This is a genomic window from uncultured Veillonella sp. (genome assembly GCF_934230905.1).
Lineage (GTDB): Bacteria > Bacillota > Negativicutes > Veillonellales > Veillonellaceae > Veillonella.
This window is the reverse complement of sequence record NZ_CAKQFJ010000013.1, coordinates 39,523-58,178: the sequence shown is the minus strand read 5'-3', so window position 1 is coordinate 58,178 and position 18,656 is coordinate 39,523. Positions and strand designations below refer to the sequence as shown.

At 36.4% G+C, this 18,656-nt stretch carries 17 protein-coding genes; 1 reads left to right on the top strand and 16 read right to left on the bottom strand.

Going from position 1 to position 18,656, the window contains the following annotated elements; genetic code table 11:
• From gltX to Q0E20_RS05140, 8 genes are all read right to left on the bottom strand, one after another.
• A partial coding sequence (gltX, locus tag Q0E20_RS05175; RefSeq protein ID WP_295997271.1) for a glutamate--tRNA ligase occupies window positions 1-1,447 on the bottom strand: 1,447 nt, incomplete at its 3' end.
• A gap of 2 nt (window positions 1,448-1,449) precedes the next feature.
• The gene (gene ispD / locus Q0E20_RS05170) at window positions 1,450-2,622 is read right to left on the bottom strand and encodes a 2-C-methyl-D-erythritol 4-phosphate cytidylyltransferase (RefSeq protein WP_295997268.1); all 1,173 of its coding nucleotides are present in this window, start codon (window positions 2,620-2,622) and stop codon (window positions 1,450-1,452) included.
• Entirely contained in the window at window positions 2,615-3,757 is a 1,143-nt protein-coding gene (locus Q0E20_RS05165; protein WP_295997265.1) for a PIN/TRAM domain-containing protein, read from the bottom strand. Before Q0E20_RS05165 ends, ispD begins: the two co-directional genes overlap by 8 nt.
• A gap of 15 nt (window positions 3,758-3,772) precedes the next feature.
• The gene (gene radA, locus Q0E20_RS05160; protein ID WP_295997260.1) at window positions 3,773-5,146 is read right to left on the bottom strand and encodes a DNA repair protein RadA; all 1,374 of its coding nucleotides are present in this window, start codon (window positions 5,144-5,146) and stop codon (window positions 3,773-3,775) included.
• A gap of 167 nt (window positions 5,147-5,313) precedes the next feature.
• A complete protein-coding gene (locus Q0E20_RS05155) occupies window positions 5,314-7,758 on the bottom strand; it encodes an ATP-dependent Clp protease ATP-binding subunit (RefSeq protein ID WP_295997257.1) in 2,445 nt (814 codons plus the stop codon).
• Between the two features lie 147 nt (window positions 7,759-7,905).
• A complete protein-coding gene (locus Q0E20_RS05150; RefSeq protein ID WP_295997255.1) occupies window positions 7,906-8,970 on the bottom strand; it encodes a protein arginine kinase in 1,065 nt (354 codons plus the stop codon).
• A gap of 10 nt (window positions 8,971-8,980) precedes the next feature.
• The gene (locus tag Q0E20_RS05145; protein WP_295997252.1) at window positions 8,981-9,520 is read right to left on the bottom strand and encodes a UvrB/UvrC motif-containing protein; all 540 of its coding nucleotides are present in this window, start codon (window positions 9,518-9,520) and stop codon (window positions 8,981-8,983) included.
• A gap of 6 nt (window positions 9,521-9,526) precedes the next feature.
• On the bottom strand, window positions 9,527-10,006 hold the full coding sequence (locus Q0E20_RS05140; protein WP_295997247.1) for a CtsR family transcriptional regulator: 480 nt from the start codon (window positions 10,004-10,006) through the stop codon (window positions 9,527-9,529).
• Window positions 10,007-10,263: 257 nt separating this feature from the next.
• On the opposite strand from Q0E20_RS05140, the gene Q0E20_RS05135 reads away from it, so the two are divergent.
• Window positions 10,264-10,770 carry an S-adenosylmethionine decarboxylase family protein gene (locus tag Q0E20_RS05135; RefSeq protein ID WP_295997244.1) on the top strand — a complete coding sequence of 169 codons (507 nt, stop codon included), beginning with the start codon at window positions 10,264-10,266 and terminating at the stop codon, window positions 10,768-10,770.
• Between the two features lie 97 nt (window positions 10,771-10,867).
• Here Q0E20_RS05135 and Q0E20_RS05130 read toward each other — a convergent pair whose 3' ends face one another.
• From Q0E20_RS05130 to Q0E20_RS05095, 8 genes are all read right to left on the bottom strand, one after another.
• Window positions 10,868-11,551, bottom strand: a complete 684-nt coding sequence (locus Q0E20_RS05130; RefSeq protein ID WP_295997242.1) for an HAD hydrolase-like protein — start codon at window positions 11,549-11,551, stop codon at window positions 10,868-10,870.
• A 2-nt stretch (window positions 11,552-11,553) separates the two neighbouring features.
• Window positions 11,554-11,979 (bottom strand): Fe-S cluster assembly sulfur transfer protein SufU, encoded by a 426-nt coding sequence (gene sufU / locus Q0E20_RS05125; protein WP_005378700.1) that lies wholly within the window; start codon window positions 11,977-11,979, stop codon window positions 11,554-11,556.
• 11 nt (window positions 11,980-11,990) lie between these two features.
• Window positions 11,991-13,220 (bottom strand): SufS family cysteine desulfurase, encoded by a 1,230-nt coding sequence (locus Q0E20_RS05120; RefSeq protein WP_295997236.1) that lies wholly within the window; start codon window positions 13,218-13,220, stop codon window positions 11,991-11,993.
• Between the two features lie 11 nt (window positions 13,221-13,231).
• Window positions 13,232-14,278 (bottom strand): SufD family Fe-S cluster assembly protein, encoded by a 1,047-nt coding sequence (locus Q0E20_RS05115; RefSeq protein WP_295997232.1) that lies wholly within the window; start codon window positions 14,276-14,278, stop codon window positions 13,232-13,234.
• Between the two features lie 9 nt (window positions 14,279-14,287).
• The gene (sufB, locus tag Q0E20_RS05110) at window positions 14,288-15,697 is read right to left on the bottom strand and encodes a Fe-S cluster assembly protein SufB (protein WP_295997229.1); all 1,410 of its coding nucleotides are present in this window, start codon (window positions 15,695-15,697) and stop codon (window positions 14,288-14,290) included.
• Window positions 15,698-15,705: 8 nt separating this feature from the next.
• Window positions 15,706-16,449, bottom strand: a complete 744-nt coding sequence (gene sufC / locus Q0E20_RS05105) for a Fe-S cluster assembly ATPase SufC (RefSeq protein WP_005378715.1) — start codon at window positions 16,447-16,449, stop codon at window positions 15,706-15,708.
• Window positions 16,450-16,722: 273 nt separating this feature from the next.
• The gene (locus tag Q0E20_RS05100; RefSeq protein WP_295997225.1) at window positions 16,723-17,979 is read right to left on the bottom strand and encodes a diaminopimelate decarboxylase; all 1,257 of its coding nucleotides are present in this window, start codon (window positions 17,977-17,979) and stop codon (window positions 16,723-16,725) included.
• Window positions 17,980-18,035: 56 nt separating this feature from the next.
• Complete coding sequence (locus Q0E20_RS05095; RefSeq protein ID WP_295997222.1) at window positions 18,036-18,455, bottom strand: DoxX family protein; 420 nt, start codon at window positions 18,453-18,455, stop codon at window positions 18,036-18,038.
• Window positions 18,456-18,656 lie beyond the last annotated feature (201 nt).

Below are 18,656 nucleotides of genomic sequence, written 5' to 3'. Positions count from 1 at the left end.
CACCTACATTGTCTAAATGATGTAAGCATTTTTCTTTACCAAGCAATGTAACGATATTGTTTAAGTCAGGACCATGCATTTGACCAGTCAAGGCAACACGCAATGGCATGAATACAAATTTACCTTTCAAAGCAGTTTCTTTCATAACAGCCTTGATAGCCTTTTTAACGGCTTCTGGTGTAACTTCTTCCATGTCTGCTAATTTTTCTTTGAAAGCATGCAATACAGTTGGCGCAGATTCTTCGTTAAGCACTGCCTTTAATTCTTCTTCATGACCTTCTTCAAGGAATACTGTTTCGCCCATAAACATACCTACATAATCTTTTATTTGAGCACCATAGCTAATATGATCACGGAATGTAGAGCAAAGCAATGTTAACCAATCAATATCCGCTTGATTTAAACTATCTGGAGCTAAACCAACCTCTTTCAAATGTGGTAAGCAAAGATGGAATAACTCTTCGTCACTTAAATTTTTCATATAATGGAAGTTGATGTGATTTAATTTATCAATATCGAATACTGCTGGATTTTTAGCAACGCGATCCATGGAGAAAGCTTGAATCAATTCATCTTGTGTGAAGAATTCTTCTTCACCTTCTGGAGCCCAACCAAGAAGCGCCAAGAAGTTTACCAATGCTTCTGGCAAGTAGCCCAATTGTTTATATTGATCAACAGATGTAGCACCATGACGTTTGGACATTTTCTTATAATCTTTACCAAGAATCAAGGAGATATGGCCAAATGTAGGAATGTCCCAACCAAGTGCTTCGTAGATAGCTATTTGACGAGGTGTATTAGATAAATGTTCTTCTGCACGAATAACATGAGTAATATCCATCATATGGTCATCCATTACAACAGCAAAGTTATATACAGGAATACCATCGGATTTCACAATAACAAAATCACCTACACCATTAGACTCGAAAGACACGTGACCACGGACCATATCATCAAATGCATACGTTTTATTCAATGGTACGCGAAGACGGATAGTAGGTTTTCTACCTTCGGCACGATATTTTTCTTTCTCTGCTTCAGTGAGATGGCAACAATGACCATTATATTTAGGAGTTTCACCGCGTTCCATTTGTGCTTGACGCACTTCATCGAGCTCTTCAGCAGTACAGAAGCATTCATACGCTTTATCTTCATCAAGCAAACGTTGCGTTACTTCTTTATATAAATCAAGACGTTCTGTTTGACGATAAGGACCATTTTCACCGCCTACGTCGATACCTTCATCCCAATTCATACCGAGCCATTGTAAAGATGCCTTAATATTTTCTTCACTTTCACGAGTAGAACGAGATAAGTCGGTGTCCTCAATGCGCAGTACAAATGTTCCTTTTTCCTTACGTGCTAACAACCAATTAAACAAAGCGGATCGAGCACCACCAATATGAAATGGACCTGTTGGACTTGGTGCAAAACGTACCTTCATAATTAAACCTCTCCTTCATATACGGAAACTACTGCCTGTGCTGCAATGCCTTCGCGACGCCCGATAGCGCCAAGCATTTCATTGGTAGTAGCTTTAATACTAATGCGATCTAATGGAATTTCTAAAACAGACTGTAAATTCGCCTTCATCGTATCGATGTGGGGCTTTAATTTTGGTGTTTCAGAAATAACCATAATATCTATATTATAGGCTTCTAAACCTCTTTCTTTCAACAAGGAATTCACATGTTTTAACAAAATCATACTAGAAATCCCTTTATATGCATCATCTTCTGGTGGAAAATAATAGCCGATATCTCGTAATCCAGCAGCACCAAGCAAGGCATCCATTAATGCATGAATCAATACATCTGCATCGGAATGACCATCTGGACCGATTGACGACTCAATATGAACACCACCTAAAATACAGGGTCTTCCTTCTTTCAGTCGATGAATGTCATAACCAAAACCTACACGCATACGTTGCTCCTTAATCCCCAAATACCGTTTAGCTACGGCAATATCATTAGGTGTAGTAACTTTAATATTCTTATAATCACCAGGTAAGATATATACATCTTTTCCGATATACTCAACTAAAGATACATCATCTGTCCCCATATAAGCATCGCGTTTAGCACTTTCATGAGCTTCTTTAAATATATCTTTTTGAAAGCATTGTGGTGTTTGAATATTCATTAACTCCGTGCGGTTTAACGTTTCTAATACTTGTCCATCAATATCAACTCGTTTAATCGTATCTGTAGATGGTACCCCAATAGTTACAGCCCCATGGGCACGCGCCCCTTCTATAACACGTTCAAACAATTCAGATGTTGCCAAAGGACGAGCGCCATCATGAACGAGAATAATCCACGCATCATCATTAACGGCTTGTAATCCTGCATAAACTGAATCTTGTCGCTCTTTACCACCATTGATAATTTTAATCGATTTTGAAAGCTGTAATGGTGCAATATGTTGTTCCATATAAGATGATTCACCATCAGCAACAACAAGAATAACTTCATCAATCTCTTTAACAGTATCAATATGACTTAGAGTCCACTGAATGATAGATTTATTACCTAGTTTAATAAAAATTTTATTTTCATTATACCCCATCCGTCGACCTGCACCAGCAGCTAAAACGATACAACTGACTTTACTCATGCTTACCTCCATCTACACGGGCAAAAATCATACGCCCAGCACTCGTTTGTAATATGGATGTAACCATTACCTCTACAGTTTGACCCACATAAGGTTTACCATCTTCAACAACAATCATGGTACCATCATCGAGATAAGCGACACCTTGGTGTACTTCCTTACCTTCTTTCATAATTTGCACGCGAATCCATTCGCCTGCAATGAGGGCTGGTTTCAGTACATTGGCGAGTTCATTCAGATTAAGCACCTCAATGCCTTGTACCCGAGCCACCTTATTTAAGTTGAAGTCATTAGTCATCAACTTCCACTGCTTATCCAAAGCAAGACGCATTAATTTAGAATCTACTTCTGTAAGATCATCATAATCATCTTCTACCACTTCAATGGCTACCTTGTTAGCATCTTGCATCTCTTTCAAAATATCGAGGCCTCGACGACCGCGATTTCGTTTTGTAGCATCAGCAGAGTCAGAAATAATTTGTAACTCATTCAATACAAAGAGGGGAACCATTAGAGGGCCTTCAATAAATCCTGTATTACATAGTTCCTTAATACGTCCATCAATAATAACAGATGTATCTAGTAGTTTTGGTGTGCTCGCAGTTTTATCAGATTTATGAGTGGATAACATTTTAAAGCGACTTGTTTTTTTAGTGCCTTCTCCACTCCATTGTTGTACATAATTATTGTACATTTCAGGGCCTTTACGGGCCATGAGCTTAAGACCACTATATCCAAAGATAGCACTAAGAATGATATGAATGTAAGGTCCTATAATAGGCACTTCATGGAATGCAGCACCAATTAAATTTGCAATAATAAGACCGAATAATAAACCGATGGTACCTGCAATCAATTCTTGATTTGGAATATGAGTTAAAATGCGTTCTAAACGTTTAGCAATGACTAAGCCTTGCTTTAAAATAAATGAAGAAATTAAATACCCAATAATGATGCCTAATAGAGTACCAAAAATTAATACTGAAATACGTGCAATGGTCAATGACATATCCCCAAAGGACTCAAATTGAGAGACCAAATATGGATCGATAATAGGTGCTAAGCTATCCATTCCAACATAGGCCGCTGTGCCCACGAGAATGGCTATTACATAGCGCAATATCCGATAAATCATCAAATCACCTCCTAATTAAGAAAACACCAATTGCATTGACTCTTGAATAGATTTAACGCCTCTAATCTTGATAGAACTATCATTATCCTTGATTTGCTTATAATTGCCTTCAGGAATAATAAACTTTTTAAAGCCTAATTTCTTTGCTTCATTGATACGCTGTTCAATACGTGGAATGCTACGAACATTACCGGTGAGCCCTACTTCACCTAAAATAACCATATCGGTAGGAACAATGCGATTTTTTAAATTAGATACGATAGCCACAGCCATAGATAAGTCACAAGCTGGTTCATTTACCTTGAGACCACCAATAACGTTCACGTATACGTCCTTATTACCTAATGTAAAACCACAACGTTTTTCTAATACTGCCAAAAGCACTATTAAACGATTAAGGTCATAACCGATTGCGGTTCTTCTAGGCATACCAAAAGCAGTCGTAACAACAAGGCTTTGTACCTCTACAAGAATAGGACGAACCCCTTCAAGATAAATCATTACAGCGCTACCGCTTTCCTCATCTGACCGTTCTGCCAACAAAGAAGCGGACGGATTAGAAAGTTCTTGTAAGCCTTCTTCAACCATGGCAAAGATACCTGTTTCAGATGTAGAGCCAAAACGATTCTTGATAGAGCGCAAAATACGGAATTGGTAAGACCGTTCACCTTCGAAATAAAGTACTACATCCACCATATGTTCTAACATACGGGGCCCTGCAATATTACCTTCCTTAGTAACATGTCCAATGATTACCGTTGGGATATTTCGTTCTTTACAGAAGCGAAGGAGTCGAGATGTACATTCTCGCACTTGGCTGACACTACCGGGAGCAGCATCAATATCTCCAGTATACATGGTTTGAATGGAGTCAATAACTAACAAAGAAGGCGTCATTGCATCAGACTGCTCTAAGATATGATCTAAATCTGTATCAGCAATAACTTGTAAACGTTCACTATTGATATGAAGTCGTTCTGCCCGAAGCTTAAGCTGTAACTGAGACTCTTCTCCAGATGCATATAGTACAGTACCTACCGTATCGGCCACCTTTTGGGATACTTGAAGAAGTAGTGTAGACTTGCCTATACCAGGATCACCACCTAAGAGCATAAGAGCCCCAGGAACAATCCCACCACCTAATACGCGGTCGATTTCACCAAAGGTTGTAGAGACACGAGCGATAGATGAAATTTCAATATCTGGTAAAGCTGTTGGTTTTGTTGTTTGATTTCCCACACCTCGTGAAGGTGTGCGGCTATGTTTAGTTTCTTTAATAATCTCTTCAACTAATGTATTCCATTCGCCACATTGTGGGCAACGTCCCATCCACTTAGAAGACTCCGCTCCACAATTTTGACAGAAGAATACTGATTTTGCTTTTGCCATAATACCTCAAAACTGTTATAAAAGATAAAAAGGTCATGAATGATAACCATTCATGACCTTTTATGCATAATTTTACTACATGGTTACTATCATTATTCTATAGTATACCATTTAACCGATATAATTTATATGAAAGGTAGTCATTAACTATTAATTTTGTATTTATATTAAATCGTTACAACAATATCGTTATCCTTTGCATTAGCTTTAATAGTTTTTCCTGCTATCGCCTCTCCTTTCAAAATAAGATCGGATACAGGGTCCTCAATTAAGCGTTGAATAACGCGTTTTAAAGGCCGAGCACCCATAGTAAAATCGGAACCTTCTTTAACGAGCAATTTCATAGCCTCAGGTGTAATTTCTAAATGTAAATCACGTTCTCCAAGACGTTTTATTACATCACTCATCAAAATTGTTACGATTTTTGTTAAGTCCTCTTCCGTTAATGAATGAAACACAATCATCTCATCGATACGATTTAAAAACTCTGGTCTGAAGTGACGTTTTACTGCATCCAGAACAGACTTCTTAGCCTCTTTAAAATCTATTCTTTTAGAATCATTAGTATGAGATTCTGCTTTTTTTGGTGCCAAGAAACCTAATTCTGTAGAGTTCTTATGTAATGCTTTTGCACCTAAATTACTTGTCATGATGATAACAGTATTCCTAAAATCAACAGTTCGACCTTGGCTATCTGTTAATCGACCATCATCAAGAACTTGCAATAAGATATTAAAGAAGTCTGCATGAGCCTTTTCTACTTCGTCAAGAAGAATAACACTATATGGTTTACGGCGTACCGCATCTGTTAATTGACCTCCTTCTTCATAGCCTACATAACCTGGAGGCGCACCAACTAAGCGAGATACAGTATGTTTTTCCATATATTCTGACATATCTAGACGAATCATCGCCGTCTCATCACCAAATAAAGCAACAGCTAAGGCACGAGCCAATTCTGTTTTACCAACCCCAGTAGGTCCTAGGAATAGGAACGATCCAATAGGACGTTTAGGATCTTTTAAACCAGCTCTCGCACGTCGAACAGCCTTGGAAACAGCCACAACAGCCTCATCTTGACCAATGACGCGTTTATGAAGTTCTTCTTCTAAGTGTAATAATGATTCAGATTCTTCCTGTGCGATTTTAGAAACAGGAATACCCGTCCATTGTGCTACAACAGATGCGATATCTTCGTCAGTAACAACTAACTTAGCATCGCTATTTTCCTTAGCCACTTGTTTTTTATCGTTGATTTCCTTTTCAATGCGCTGTTCTTCATCACGCATCTCAGCCGCCTTCTCAAATTCTTGAGCTGTTACAGCAGCTTCTTTTTCCTTTTTTACATCTGCTAATTGTGTTTCCAATGCTTTGACATCGGGTGCGGCAGAAAACACTTTCATCCGCACCTTGGACGCTGCCTCATCGACAACATCGATAGCCTTATCTGGCAAAAATCGATCCGTAATATATCGACTTGATAATGATACAGCAGCTTCCAATGCTGCATCTGTAATTTTTGCCTTATGAAAAGCCTCATATCGGTCGCGTAGTCCCTTTAAAATCTTAAGAGCATCCTCCTCAGAAGGTTCACCGACTAAAATAGGTTGGAATCTACGTTCTAAAGCCGCATCCTTTTCGATATGTTTCTTATATTCATCCAAAGTAGTGGCACCAATCACTTGGAACTCACCACGAGCCAATGCAGGTTTTAAAATATTCGCTGCATCCATGGCCCCTTCAGTGGCACCAGCACCAACCAATGTATGAATTTCATCGATGAATATAATCATATCGTCATGTTTTTGAACTTCATCGATAGCTTTTTTTAATCGTTCTTCAAATTCACCCCGATATTTCGCACCGGCGAGCATGGAACTGATGCTCAATGAAATAATCCGTTTATTACGTAAAATTTCTGGCACATTGCCGTTTACTATACGTTGTGCTAATCCTTCTGCAATAGCGGTTTTCCCCACACCTGGTTCTCCAATAAGTACTGGATTATTTTTGGTACGACGACTCAAAATTTGAATAACCCTCGAAATCTCCTTATCTCGTCCAATCACAGGATCTATTTTTCCTTGTTTAACAGATTCATTTAAATCTGTTCCAAAGTCGGCAAGATCACCTAATGAACTACTTTCTATATTATCTTCACTATTATGACTAGTGTTACCATAAGACCCTAAAATATTCCGAATTGCTTCAACAATGTCATTAGCGCGAATATTATGATTCCGTAACAAGCCGACCGCTACGCCGCCACCATCGCTTAACAAACCTAATAAAATATGTTCTGTTCCCACATAATTGTGGTTCATACGATTAGCTACTTCAACAGCTAACTCTAGCACATGTTTCACACGAGGGGTCATATATACGGAAGTAGCCTTTTTATTTCCTCGTCCTATGTGCGCTTCAACATCTTCAATAATAGTCTCTACACTAAGACCAAGCTCATTAAGAGCCTTTGCAGCAACACCAGTTTTAACCTTTATAAGCCCAATAAGTACATGCTCCGTCCCCACATAGTCATGCCCTAGTTCTAAGGCAGCTTCCTGGGCAAGGGATAACACTCGTTGCGCATCATCTGTAAATCGTTGCATCATCTGTATTACCTCGTTCGCAAACATCAGTTTGCACTCTCTATATAAACTTCATACGTTAAATGAAGGTACATTTTATCAATTTATATTAAATGGAATATATCCATGAATGGTATTTTTTAACAACATAGAAAATAGGAAAGGCTATTATTATTTTTGTGAAAACGTTTCTCTAATGATTGTTGCTCTATAATTATCGCGTCCTTGAGGCGTTAGCTCTTCTTTTCCCATATATTTAAGTAAAAAATTAGGCCTTGTAATAGCCACCAACTTATTGAAACTATCGATTGGCCATGCAGGTAAGATATCTAAATCTACACCTAGTTGAACATCACTTAATTTTTCTAATGATTCCTGACCACTTATAGACCTTGCATATCGCAATATACCATAAGACCTCCATAAATGATCTTCAAACCCCTCTTTGTCATTGTGCACTAATGATTGGCGACATTTTCGTTCTTCTGCTATAATTCCTTCTATAATTTTCGTCAATTGCTCAATCGTATCGACTTCACTGATGCCCATCGTACGTTGATTCGACACCTGATAAACATGACCTAATGCTTCAGAACCTTCGCCATATAAACCGCGCACAGAATAGCCAAGTTGAACAATACTACGAACAAGGCGATTAATACGTCCAGTCATTGCTAGCGCAGGAAGATGTAGCATAACAGAGGCGCGTAAACCGGTACCAACATTAGTTGGACATGCAGTTAAATATCCAAAAGATTCATTAAATGCAAATGGTTGCTTTTCATCAATAGCATTATCAATACATTCTGCATGATGGAAAGCCTTCATTAAATTCAGACCAGCCTCCATAGTTTGTATGCGCAAATGGTCTTCTTCATTAACCATAATTGCTACCGATGCGTCATCAGATACAAGAAGACTACGAAATGGCATTTTTTCCGCCATAACAGGACTAATCAAATGCTTTTCCACAAGAATAGAGCGTTCTATATCAGACAATTTATCAAGACTAATACAATAATAATCTTGATTGTCAGAATCTTTTAACGTACTAACTAAACCACGTACAATAGAATCAACATGACTTAGCGCTGCTTCATCATTTTTATTGGTAAATAATATATCTCTAAAATTTCGAGCTAATCGTATACGACTAGAAATAACAATATGATCTGAATCGGATGTCGTATGTTGGAGCCATGGACTAAGGACTGAATCTAATATATTATCGAACATACTATCCTCCTCAATTTTCTTTACTATCGATCTTTAACTCTAAGGCTTTTATTTTGTCTCTAATTTGAGCTGCTTCTTCAAAGTTTTCATCACCAATGGCCGTCTCTAATTGACGCCGTAATTGCTTAATTTCATACTGTGTTTTAAACACAGTATGGCCATGACTAGGTACACGTCCTTCATATTCAATTGATCCTTGTATACGCTGTACCAATGATGTAATCTGATTTTTAAAAGACTCATAACAACTAGAACATCCAAATTTACCAAATTGATTAAAATCTTCAAATGTATTTCCACAGTTTGGACAGCGTTTCAACTGCTGTGATTGCAACATATGGTCTGGATAGACCATATTCTTGAAAAAATCATTGGAGAAAAAGTCATTGTCCCAAATATCATTTACGAAAGAGCTAAAAGGAGATAACTTACCATCTTTTTGTAATTTATTAGCACAGGACGAACATAAATGTTGTTCTGTTTTTTGATTATTTACGATATTTGTCATATGCACTGTTGCTTCGTTTGTATGGCAATGATCGCACTTCATATGACATCACTCCTTTCGTAATGTCTCTATCATAGATGCATAAAGATTACGAATTGCATCATTTCTAGATTCATAATCTACATTCTCAATGATGCTAGCAAATGCATTATGCATCATTTGAGCCTCTCGTTTTGTCATTTTACTATCTTGTAAAAGCTGAAATAAAGATTGATCCACATCGCGTAAATCAATCAAACGTTCCACTCTATTAGGCCCTTCATAAATACGATATGTGGTGACTGCAGGAACTAAAGTTGAAGACTCTGGCTCCAATTTACGAATCAAAATATACCCACCTAAACCACGTCTAGACTCTACGTCAAAACCACGTTCATTTGAAAAGCGTGTACTTAATACATAACTAATTTGTGAAGGTGCACAATCTAATTCGTCAGCTAACTCATTTCGCTTCAAAACTAATTTTTCTTGTTCTTCTGTCAATTTATTAAGTATAAATTTTTCAATTTTATCAGCTATAACGCTCATAATAACACCTCTTCATAAATTTATATCTTTATTTGTCTTTTTGTTCTTTTAATATAATTTAATTATATTTGACTATTTGACTATTGTCAAATTAAATATCAAATATTGTCTTTTATTTAACTACTCCGTTATTAAGTATATCTCTATATAAAAAATACCTTTATTATTAGTCAATTATGTCTGTTAATGGACTAATAGAAAAAATAAATGTATAATATTAAAGATATATTAGCGTATGTACGAAAGAAGGTGCTACAATGGCAGATCCGTTAGGACATCAATTATTACTAGATTTATACTCTTGCAATGAAGATTCGCTTTCTTCCGCAGCAGCCGTACAAGAAAGTGTAGCTGCTGCATTTGAAGCAGCAGATGTTGAGTTAGACGAAATTACTTATCAAGTTATGGATGATGAAATAGTTGTACTAGCTATAGCGAAACAATTTCACTTTACATTGCATGCTTATCCAGAACTAGGTTATGTAGCAGTTGATTTATTCTCCTTCAATCGTACCCTTCCACTCACACAGTTTATGAAATCTTTACGTCAATCATTTGGTTCAGAAAAAGTAAAGGCTACTACTGTTCAACGTGGTGATTTTGGAAACGAACGAGATATGAAACCTCGTCGTAAAACCAAAATTACTACTTTAGGCCGTGTATTTCGCACTCGCATTCAATTAAAACAAACTGGTGGTAAACTAAAAAAGCAAAGTGCTAAGGTTATCAAATCATTAGCCAAAAAAAGTGGATTAAAAAAATAAATCATAAAAGACCTTGTTTAAACGAACAAGGTCTTTTATAATGCAAAAAGCTAGAGATAATACTCTAGCTTTTTTATATGATCATTTATAATATAGCTTATCTACGAACAAGCATTTCTTCTAAATCTAGCGTCATAACAATATCATCTATATCATCACATAGATATTCAGCATTCGCATCATTCAGTTCTTTTTCAGTACCATATCCATAAGTCACACCAATAGAAATACAGCCCAATTCATTGCCTGATTCAACATCATATTTTCTATCCCCTACCATATATACGAGACGTCGTCCAGTATCATCCATTAAAGGATTTCCACACAAGTCAATTGCCTTTTGAAGGATTTCTTTTTTATGCATCAGACCTTCTTTATAATTAGCGCCAACAATGACGTCAAAATATGGGGTAATAGAAAAATGATCTAGAATTTCTCTTGCATATATTTCTGGTTTTGCTGTAGCCAAAGCCACTGTGTAATGTTCATTTTTAACCTTAGCTAACAAATCAACAATGTTAGGGTACAATTGATTTTCAAATTTACCAATTGTACCATAACGTTCACCAAACTTCTTATATACTGTTTCTGCTTGCTCTAATGTCATCCCACAGTATTCTTGTAGTGAATCAACGATAGGTGGTCCAAGAAATAATAATAATGTTTCGTCTGATGGTATATCATAACCAAATGATTCCAAAGCAAATTTAATACTTTTTAAAATTCCCTCTTTAGAATCTGTCAAAGTGCCATCAAGGTCAAAAATTATTGTCTTATTCATAACTATTTCTTTAACGCCTCTTTCAACGTATGCCATGCCAATACTGCACATTTTACACGGGCAGGCATATTAGAAATATTTTGTAAGGCCATAGCATCTTCTAAATCTTCGAGTTTAGATTCATCAGTAACCTCTTTTTTAATCATTCCTAAGAATAATTCAACTAAACGTAATGCTTCTTCCACTGATTTTCCTTTGATAATATCAATCATCATAGACGCAGATGCTTGGCTAATAGCACACCCAGAACCAGTATAAGCAGCATCTTTAATAATACCATCTTGTACATCAATTTGTAGTGTCAAATCATCACCACAACTCGGATTATGTCCATGCTCGGAAGCTGTAAACTCACTTAACTCACGTTTATTACGCTTGTCTTGGTTATGTTCCAAAATAAGTTCCGTATATAATTGATCCATTTCCATGTAAATGTCTCCTAATCTTTAAAGCCCATTACCGAACGGACAGTTTTTAATACTTCTAAAAATGCATCCAAATCTTCCTTACGTGTATATAAATACATACTAAGTCTTGTAGATGCTGCTACATGAAAGAACGCCCCCAAAGGTTGTGCACAATGGTGTCCAGAACGTACGCAAATACCTTGAGCATCCAATATAGTTGCCACATCATGAGGGTGCACATCATCTACTGTAAAAGCAATAACGCCATGTTTTTCCCGAGGATTTTGTGAACCCAATACATGAACGTGTGGAATGGAAAGCATCTTAGGTAACACATAAGCTACTAACTCTTCTTCATGTGCTTCAATAGTATCCATACCAAAAGATTCTAGATAATCAATAGCCGCATGTAACGTTACAGCACCATGAGCATTTGGTGTACCAGCCTCAAACTTATATGGTAATTCATTGAATGTAGTAGACTGTTCCTTAACATATTCAATCATATCCCCACCGAGTAAGAAAGGAGGCATTTTTTCAAGTAATTCCCGTTTTCCATATAACACGCCAATACCTTGTGAGGCACACATTTTATGACCAGAAAATACAAAGAAATCACAGTCTAACGCTTGCACATCCACCTTCATGTGTGGTGTCGATTGAGCTCCATCAAGGACAACAATAGCGCCTACAGAATGAGCTTTTTCAGTTAAATCTTTCACAGGAAATTCCATGCCAAGTACATTACTCACGTGTGCAAATGCCACAATTTTAGTACTTGTATCAATTTTATCAATTTCGCCATCTTTTAGATGCCCAGATTCATCTAAATACATATATTCTAATGTAGCACCCGTTTTGTTAGCAACATATTGCCATGTAACTAGATTAGCATGATGTTCTGCAACAGTTATAACGATTTTATCTCCTTTGGAAAGGAAATTAGCACCATAGCTATGAGCGATTAGGTTCATCGACTCCGTACTATTACGAGTAAAAACAACTTCTTCTCGTTCACGAGCATTAATAAATTCTACAACTCGGTCACGTGCATTTTCATACGCTTCCGATGCTTCAATAGCTAAAATATGAGAACCACGATGTGGATTACCATTATGATGAAGCATATGCTCTGTAAGACGATCCATCACCATTTGAGGAATTTGTGCAGTTGCACCACTATCTAAATAAATTAGACGATGACCATTATGCTCTTTATGTAAAATAGGAAAATCCTTATATGCTTCTGTAATAGATCTCATAGTAAATCCTCTTAAATCTTATCTCGTACTGCACTTAATGCAGCTTCTTCAATTACTTCATCACCAATTCTATCAATAATTGGACGAATCATAGATTCTACAATAATATGTTTAGCTTCTACTTCGCTAAAACCACGACTCATAAGATAGAACAACTTATTTTGATCAATTTGTCCGGCACTAGCTGCATGATTCCCAACCACATTATCTTCTTTACATAATAGCAATGGCAAAGAAACAGATTTAACAGTAGGATCTAATAATAAACATGTATCTTCTTCAGCACCTTCCGCTGCTACAGCACCACGAAGAAAATCCAAAGTACCACGGAATGACTTTTTAGCAGTATCGCTTAATGCCCCCAAGGTGTGGATATCACTAAAGGATTTTTTACCACTATGAGTCATTAACATAGCAATATCAAATTTTTGCTCTTTATTACCTAAATAAGCAATATCATGTACGATTTTACTAGATTCACCTTGTAAGTCATGATCATAGTTTAAAATATTCTCTTTGCCGCCAATTTCGACATTAATATATTCAACATCGGCATTTTCTTCAAGCTTTGTATAACGATGTTCAATGTGTTGGACTGTTTCGTCTAAAAGGTTTACCTTTTTAACTACCACCTTGGCATTCGCTTTTACATCGTATTCATTAAGATATTGAATATTTGTTGCTTCTTTTGTGCCACCATCCAAGAAAATTTGGACTTCTAACTCAGCACTATCTTCAACGATAAATTGGAAACGACTAGCAATACGTGCACTCGCATCAATGCGAATTCCCACTACTTCTTTCGCTTTAGCAGGTACATGGATAGCATAACCTTCAGCCTCGTTTACAAGTTTAGCCAAAGCTTCACCATTAGCACCTTTATAATTTGTATTCATCAAAGCTGTACCAGTTGGTAATGGGCTGATAACTGCGTCATTTCCTTTTACTAATACAGATTTAGTTTCTTCTGATTCTCCCCAAAGACTCACTGGAGTATGGTTAACACGCAACCATCTAAAGGTAGGTCTAGGAAGTTCATTAAATAGTAATTCGCTCATAGTACCTCCTTAACCGATTGAACCTTCTAATTCAAGATTAATTAGATTATTCATTTCTACGGCATATTCCAATGGCAATTCTTTAGAAATTGGTTCTACGAAACCACGTACAAGCATAGCACGAGCTTCTTCTTCACTAATACCACGTGTCATGAGATAGAAAATAGCTTCATCAGAAATACGACCAATTTTAGCTTCATGACCTAAATCGACATTATCATTTTCAACAATAATAGCTGGAATAGTATCAGATTGAGAAATTTCATCTAACATCAAAGATTCACAAGATACAGTTGCTTTTGCGTGTTCCGCTTTAGGACCAATTTTCAAAAGGCCACGATAAATAGCAGCACCACCAGATTTGGAGATAGATTTAGAGTTTACATTACTGGTTGTATATGGTGCATTATGAACTACTTTACAGCCAGTATCTAGGAATTGACCTTCCCCTGCGAATGTTACACCTGTAAATTCTGCATGAGCACCTTCACCATTAAGAATACTCATTGGGTACAAACAGGACACATGAGAGCCAAAGGAACCAGATACCCATTCAATAGTACCACCTTTACCTACAACACAACGTTTTGTATTGAGGTTATACATATTCTTAGACCAGTTTTCAATTGTAGAATAACGCAATGTAGCATTATCTTTAACAAACAATTCAACTGCGCCAGCATGGAGGTTAGAAACATCATATTTAGGAGCGGAGCATCCTTCGATAAAATGTACTTTTGCCCCTTCTTCTACAATAATCATAGTATGTTCAAACTGACCAGCACCTGGTGCATTCAAACGGAAATAGGATTGCAAAGGAATATCTACTTGAACGCCTGCCGGCACATATACAAAGGAACCACCAGACCATACAGCACCATGAAGAGCCGCCCATTTATGATCTGTAGGAGGAATCAATGTCATCCAATATTGTTTTACAATTTCCTCATGTTCATGAAGAGCAGTTTCAATATCTGTATAAATAACACCTTGTTTAACAAGATCTTCTTGAATACTGTGATATACAACCTCAGAGTCATATTGAGCACCTACACCAGCAAGAGATGTTTTTTCTGCTTCTGGAATACCAAGTCGATCAAATGTACTCTTAATGTCATCAGGCACTTCATTCCAATCGCCCTTCATATCAACCTTAGGTTTTACATATGTATAAATATGTTCCATATCTAAACCAGAAATATCAGGAATCCAATTAGGAATTTCCATGCGATTATAAATCTCTAAGGATTTCAAACGGAAGTCAAGCATCCATTCAGGTTCATTTTTATTAGACCAAATTTCACGGATAATTTCTTCTGTCAAGCCAGCATCAGCAATATAGGAATACTCAAAATTATTCTTTATATCATAGACGCCACGATCCATATCCGCAACTTGGGTTTTCTTTCTTTCTTCCATGTTGCCTCCTATGCTAATGCTTTGTATGCGTCGTAACCTTTTTCTTCAATTTCACGAACCAATGAAGCATCACCAGTTTTAACAATTTTGCCATTAATCAACACATGTACAAAGTCAGGTTTTAATTTTTGTAGAATTTGATTATGGTGAGTAATAATTAACACTGCATTATCTTCATTGTGAAAACGGTTAACACCTTCAGATACAATACGAACAGCATCAACGTCAAGACCAGAGTCAGTTTCATCAAGAATAGCTAATTTAGGATTTAAGATAGACATTTGAAGAATCTCGTTCTTCTTGCGTTCCCCACCAGAGAAACCTTCGTTTACATAGCGTTGTGCATAGGATGTATCAAAGGATAATTCATCCATTTTTTCTTTCAATTCTTTTTTAAAAGCCAACGCACGTACATTTTCTCCTGTAATTGTGGATTTTGCAGTACGGATAAAGTTTTCTACAGTAATGCCAGGTACGGAAATTGGACTTTGGAATGACATAAAGATACCTGCTTTTGCACGGTCATTTACAGCATCTTCCGTAATATCCTTACCATCAAATACAATAGAACCTTTATCAACCGTGTATAATGGGTTACCCATGATAGCATTTGCCAATGTAGATTTACCGGCCCCATTCGTACCCATTACAACATGAATCTCACCTTTATTTATTGTCAAATTAATGCCTTTAAGAATTTTTTTCTCTTCTACAGACACTTCTAAATCTTTAATCTGAAGTAATTCAGCCAAAATATTTCACTCCTTCTTATCAGATACTCTAATTATATGATTAAAACTTTATAGTCACATAGAAAAACGGCGGTACGCACAAAAGTGATACCGCCGTATTCTCTCGCCACTTTAGCAAGTATGTGCATAACAATCTACATTCATTATACATTCTTATCTAAATGATAGCAAGATATTCCTACTAAAATATACAGGAATTAAAAAAAATCCCTATATATTCGTATATCTTACAACTTATTAATAGTAATTCTCAACTCTATTTAATTCTCAATATTATAAATTAGAGAAGTCCAAAGTGCCAAATAAATCATCATATGTTTCGGCACGACGAATTTGCGTAACAGATCCATCCTTATGCAATAATAATTCAGCAGAACGTAATTTGCCATTGTAGTTGAAACCCATGGAATGGCCATGTGCACCTGCATCATGAATAATAACACGGTCTCCAATATCAATCTTTGGCAATTCTCTTTGAATAGCAAACTTATCATTATTTTCACACAAGGAACCAGTTACATCATATACATGATCCTTTGGCGCATTCTCTTTTCCCATAATAGTAATGTGATGATAGGAGCCATACAAAGCTGGACGCATAAGGTTTGCCATACAAGAATCAAGGCCGATATAGTGTCGATAAATATCTTTCTTGTGAATAGCAGTAGAAACAAGATAACCAAATGGTCCTGTCACCATACGACCACATTCATATGCTAGTGCAATATCTTTAAGGCCATTGCCTTTAATAATTCTGTCATAAGCTTCATGAACACGCTCACCCAAGGTCTCAAAGTTAACAGGTGTTTGTTCTGGTTTATATGCTACGCCTACGCCACCACCAAGATCGATAAATTCGACATCGATGCCTAATTTTTCTTTAATTTCTACAGCAAGGTTAAAACAAATTTCAGCTGTACCTACTAAACCATCAATATCAAGCTCATTAGATACAACCATAGTATGTAGACCAAAATGTTTAACGCCCTTTGCTTGTAATTGTTTATATGCCTCGAATACTTGTTCACGAGTCATACCATACTTTGCTTCTTCTGGAAGACCAATAATCGTATTGCCCCCTTCTTTCAAAGGACCTGGATTATAACGTACGCAGAATGTATCTGGTAAAGATCCATGATGTTTTTCTAAGTATTCAATATGAGTAATATCATCAAGATTGATGATAGCCCCGATTTCTAAAGCTTTTTTATATTCTACATAAGGTGTGTCATTAGATGTAAACATAATGTCATGGCCTGTAATCCCCACCTTTTCACAAAGTAATAATTCTGCTAATGAAGAACAGTCTGCCCCTACTCCTAGTTTTTGTAATACACGCATAATATATGGATTGGGAGTAGCTTTCACAGCAAAATATTGTTTAAAACCCTTGTTCCAAGAGAATGCGGAGATAAATCTCTTCATATTATTAACGATACCTTCTTCGTCATAAATATGAAATGGTGTTGGATATTTAGCAATAATTGATTCTAATTGTTCAGATGTAAATGGAACTGTTTTTTGATTCATAATGACCTCTCTACATAGTAAAAGACTCATCTATGATGAGTCTTCTAATTAACTGATTATTTAAATAATGCCTTATCTAAACTATAGCGACCTGCACCAGCAAAGAACAACATAATTGCCCCAAAAGCCAATTGAGACGGATAATCCCAACTAAAGAAATTACCATTAAGATTTAATATGGTTGCCACTGCTAATGTACCTACAAGAAGAAGGGTACCAATGCGAGTAAACAGACCTATAATAATAAGAATACCACCAACCATCTCTGCATAAGATGCGATAGTACCTAATATAACCTCAAAACCACTTGGCACGCCTAATGCTGATAACATAGCCCCTACCTTATAGAGACCTTGTTCTCCACTTATATATTTTAAGTATCCATGATAAAACATAGAAATACCTAAAGCGAAGCGATAGAATAGAAGACCGAAATTAATATAATCAGGTTTACTTTTAAATAAAAAGTTCAACATAGAAACACCTCTTCAATATATAGATATTTTTAGATGTAAAAATTATATGCTATATAACAGTGTCTGTCAAACAAAGACTCTTATATGAAATTCTATAGAATTATATCATAAATTTATGATGAAATCAATTTGACAATTCCTTACTAAAGAAGTAAAAAGATCCTAATGAATGTAAAAATCTAACATTCATCAGGATCTTAA

Excerpts from the sequence above, each read along its gene's own strand:
- sufU (WP_005378700.1), bottom strand. The coding sequence starts at position 11,979 with ATGGAAATGGATCAATTATATACGGAACTTATTTTGGAACATAACCAA.
- Q0E20_RS05130 (WP_295997242.1), bottom strand. The coding sequence starts at position 11,551 with ATGAATAAGACAATAATTTTTGACCTTGATGGCACTTTGACAGATTCT.
- Q0E20_RS05140 (WP_295997247.1), bottom strand. The coding sequence starts at position 10,006 with ATGAGCGTTATAGCTGATAAAATTGAAAAATTTATACTTAATAAATTG.
- Q0E20_RS05095 (WP_295997222.1), bottom strand. The coding sequence starts at position 18,455 with ATGTTGAACTTTTTATTTAAAAGTAAACCTGATTATATTAATTTCGGT.
- Q0E20_RS05155 (WP_295997257.1), bottom strand. The coding sequence starts at position 7,758 with ATGATGCAACGATTTACAGATGATGCGCAACGAGTGTTATCCCTTGCC.
- ispD (WP_295997268.1), bottom strand. The coding sequence starts at position 2,622 with ATGAGTAAAGTCAGTTGTATCGTTTTAGCTGCTGGTGCAGGTCGACGG.
- Q0E20_RS05100 (WP_295997225.1), bottom strand. The coding sequence starts at position 17,979 with ATGAATCAAAAAACAGTTCCATTTACATCTGAACAATTAGAATCAATT.
- Q0E20_RS05120 (WP_295997236.1), bottom strand. The coding sequence starts at position 13,220 with ATGAGATCTATTACAGAAGCATATAAGGATTTTCCTATTTTACATAAA.
- sufB (WP_295997229.1), bottom strand. The coding sequence starts at position 15,697 with ATGGAAGAAAGAAAGAAAACCCAAGTTGCGGATATGGATCGTGGCGTC.
- Q0E20_RS05115 (WP_295997232.1), bottom strand. The coding sequence starts at position 14,278 with ATGAGCGAATTACTATTTAATGAACTTCCTAGACCTACCTTTAGATGG.
- radA (WP_295997260.1), bottom strand. The coding sequence starts at position 5,146 with ATGGCAAAAGCAAAATCAGTATTCTTCTGTCAAAATTGTGGAGCGGAG.
- Q0E20_RS05165 (WP_295997265.1), bottom strand. The coding sequence starts at position 3,757 with ATGATTTATCGGATATTGCGCTATGTAATAGCCATTCTCGTGGGCACA.
- Q0E20_RS05135 (WP_295997244.1), top strand. The coding sequence starts at position 10,264 with ATGGCAGATCCGTTAGGACATCAATTATTACTAGATTTATACTCTTGC.
- Q0E20_RS05150 (WP_295997255.1), bottom strand. The coding sequence starts at position 8,970 with ATGTTCGATAATATATTAGATTCAGTCCTTAGTCCATGGCTCCAACAT.
- Q0E20_RS05145 (WP_295997252.1), bottom strand. The coding sequence starts at position 9,520 with ATGAAGTGCGATCATTGCCATACAAACGAAGCAACAGTGCATATGACA.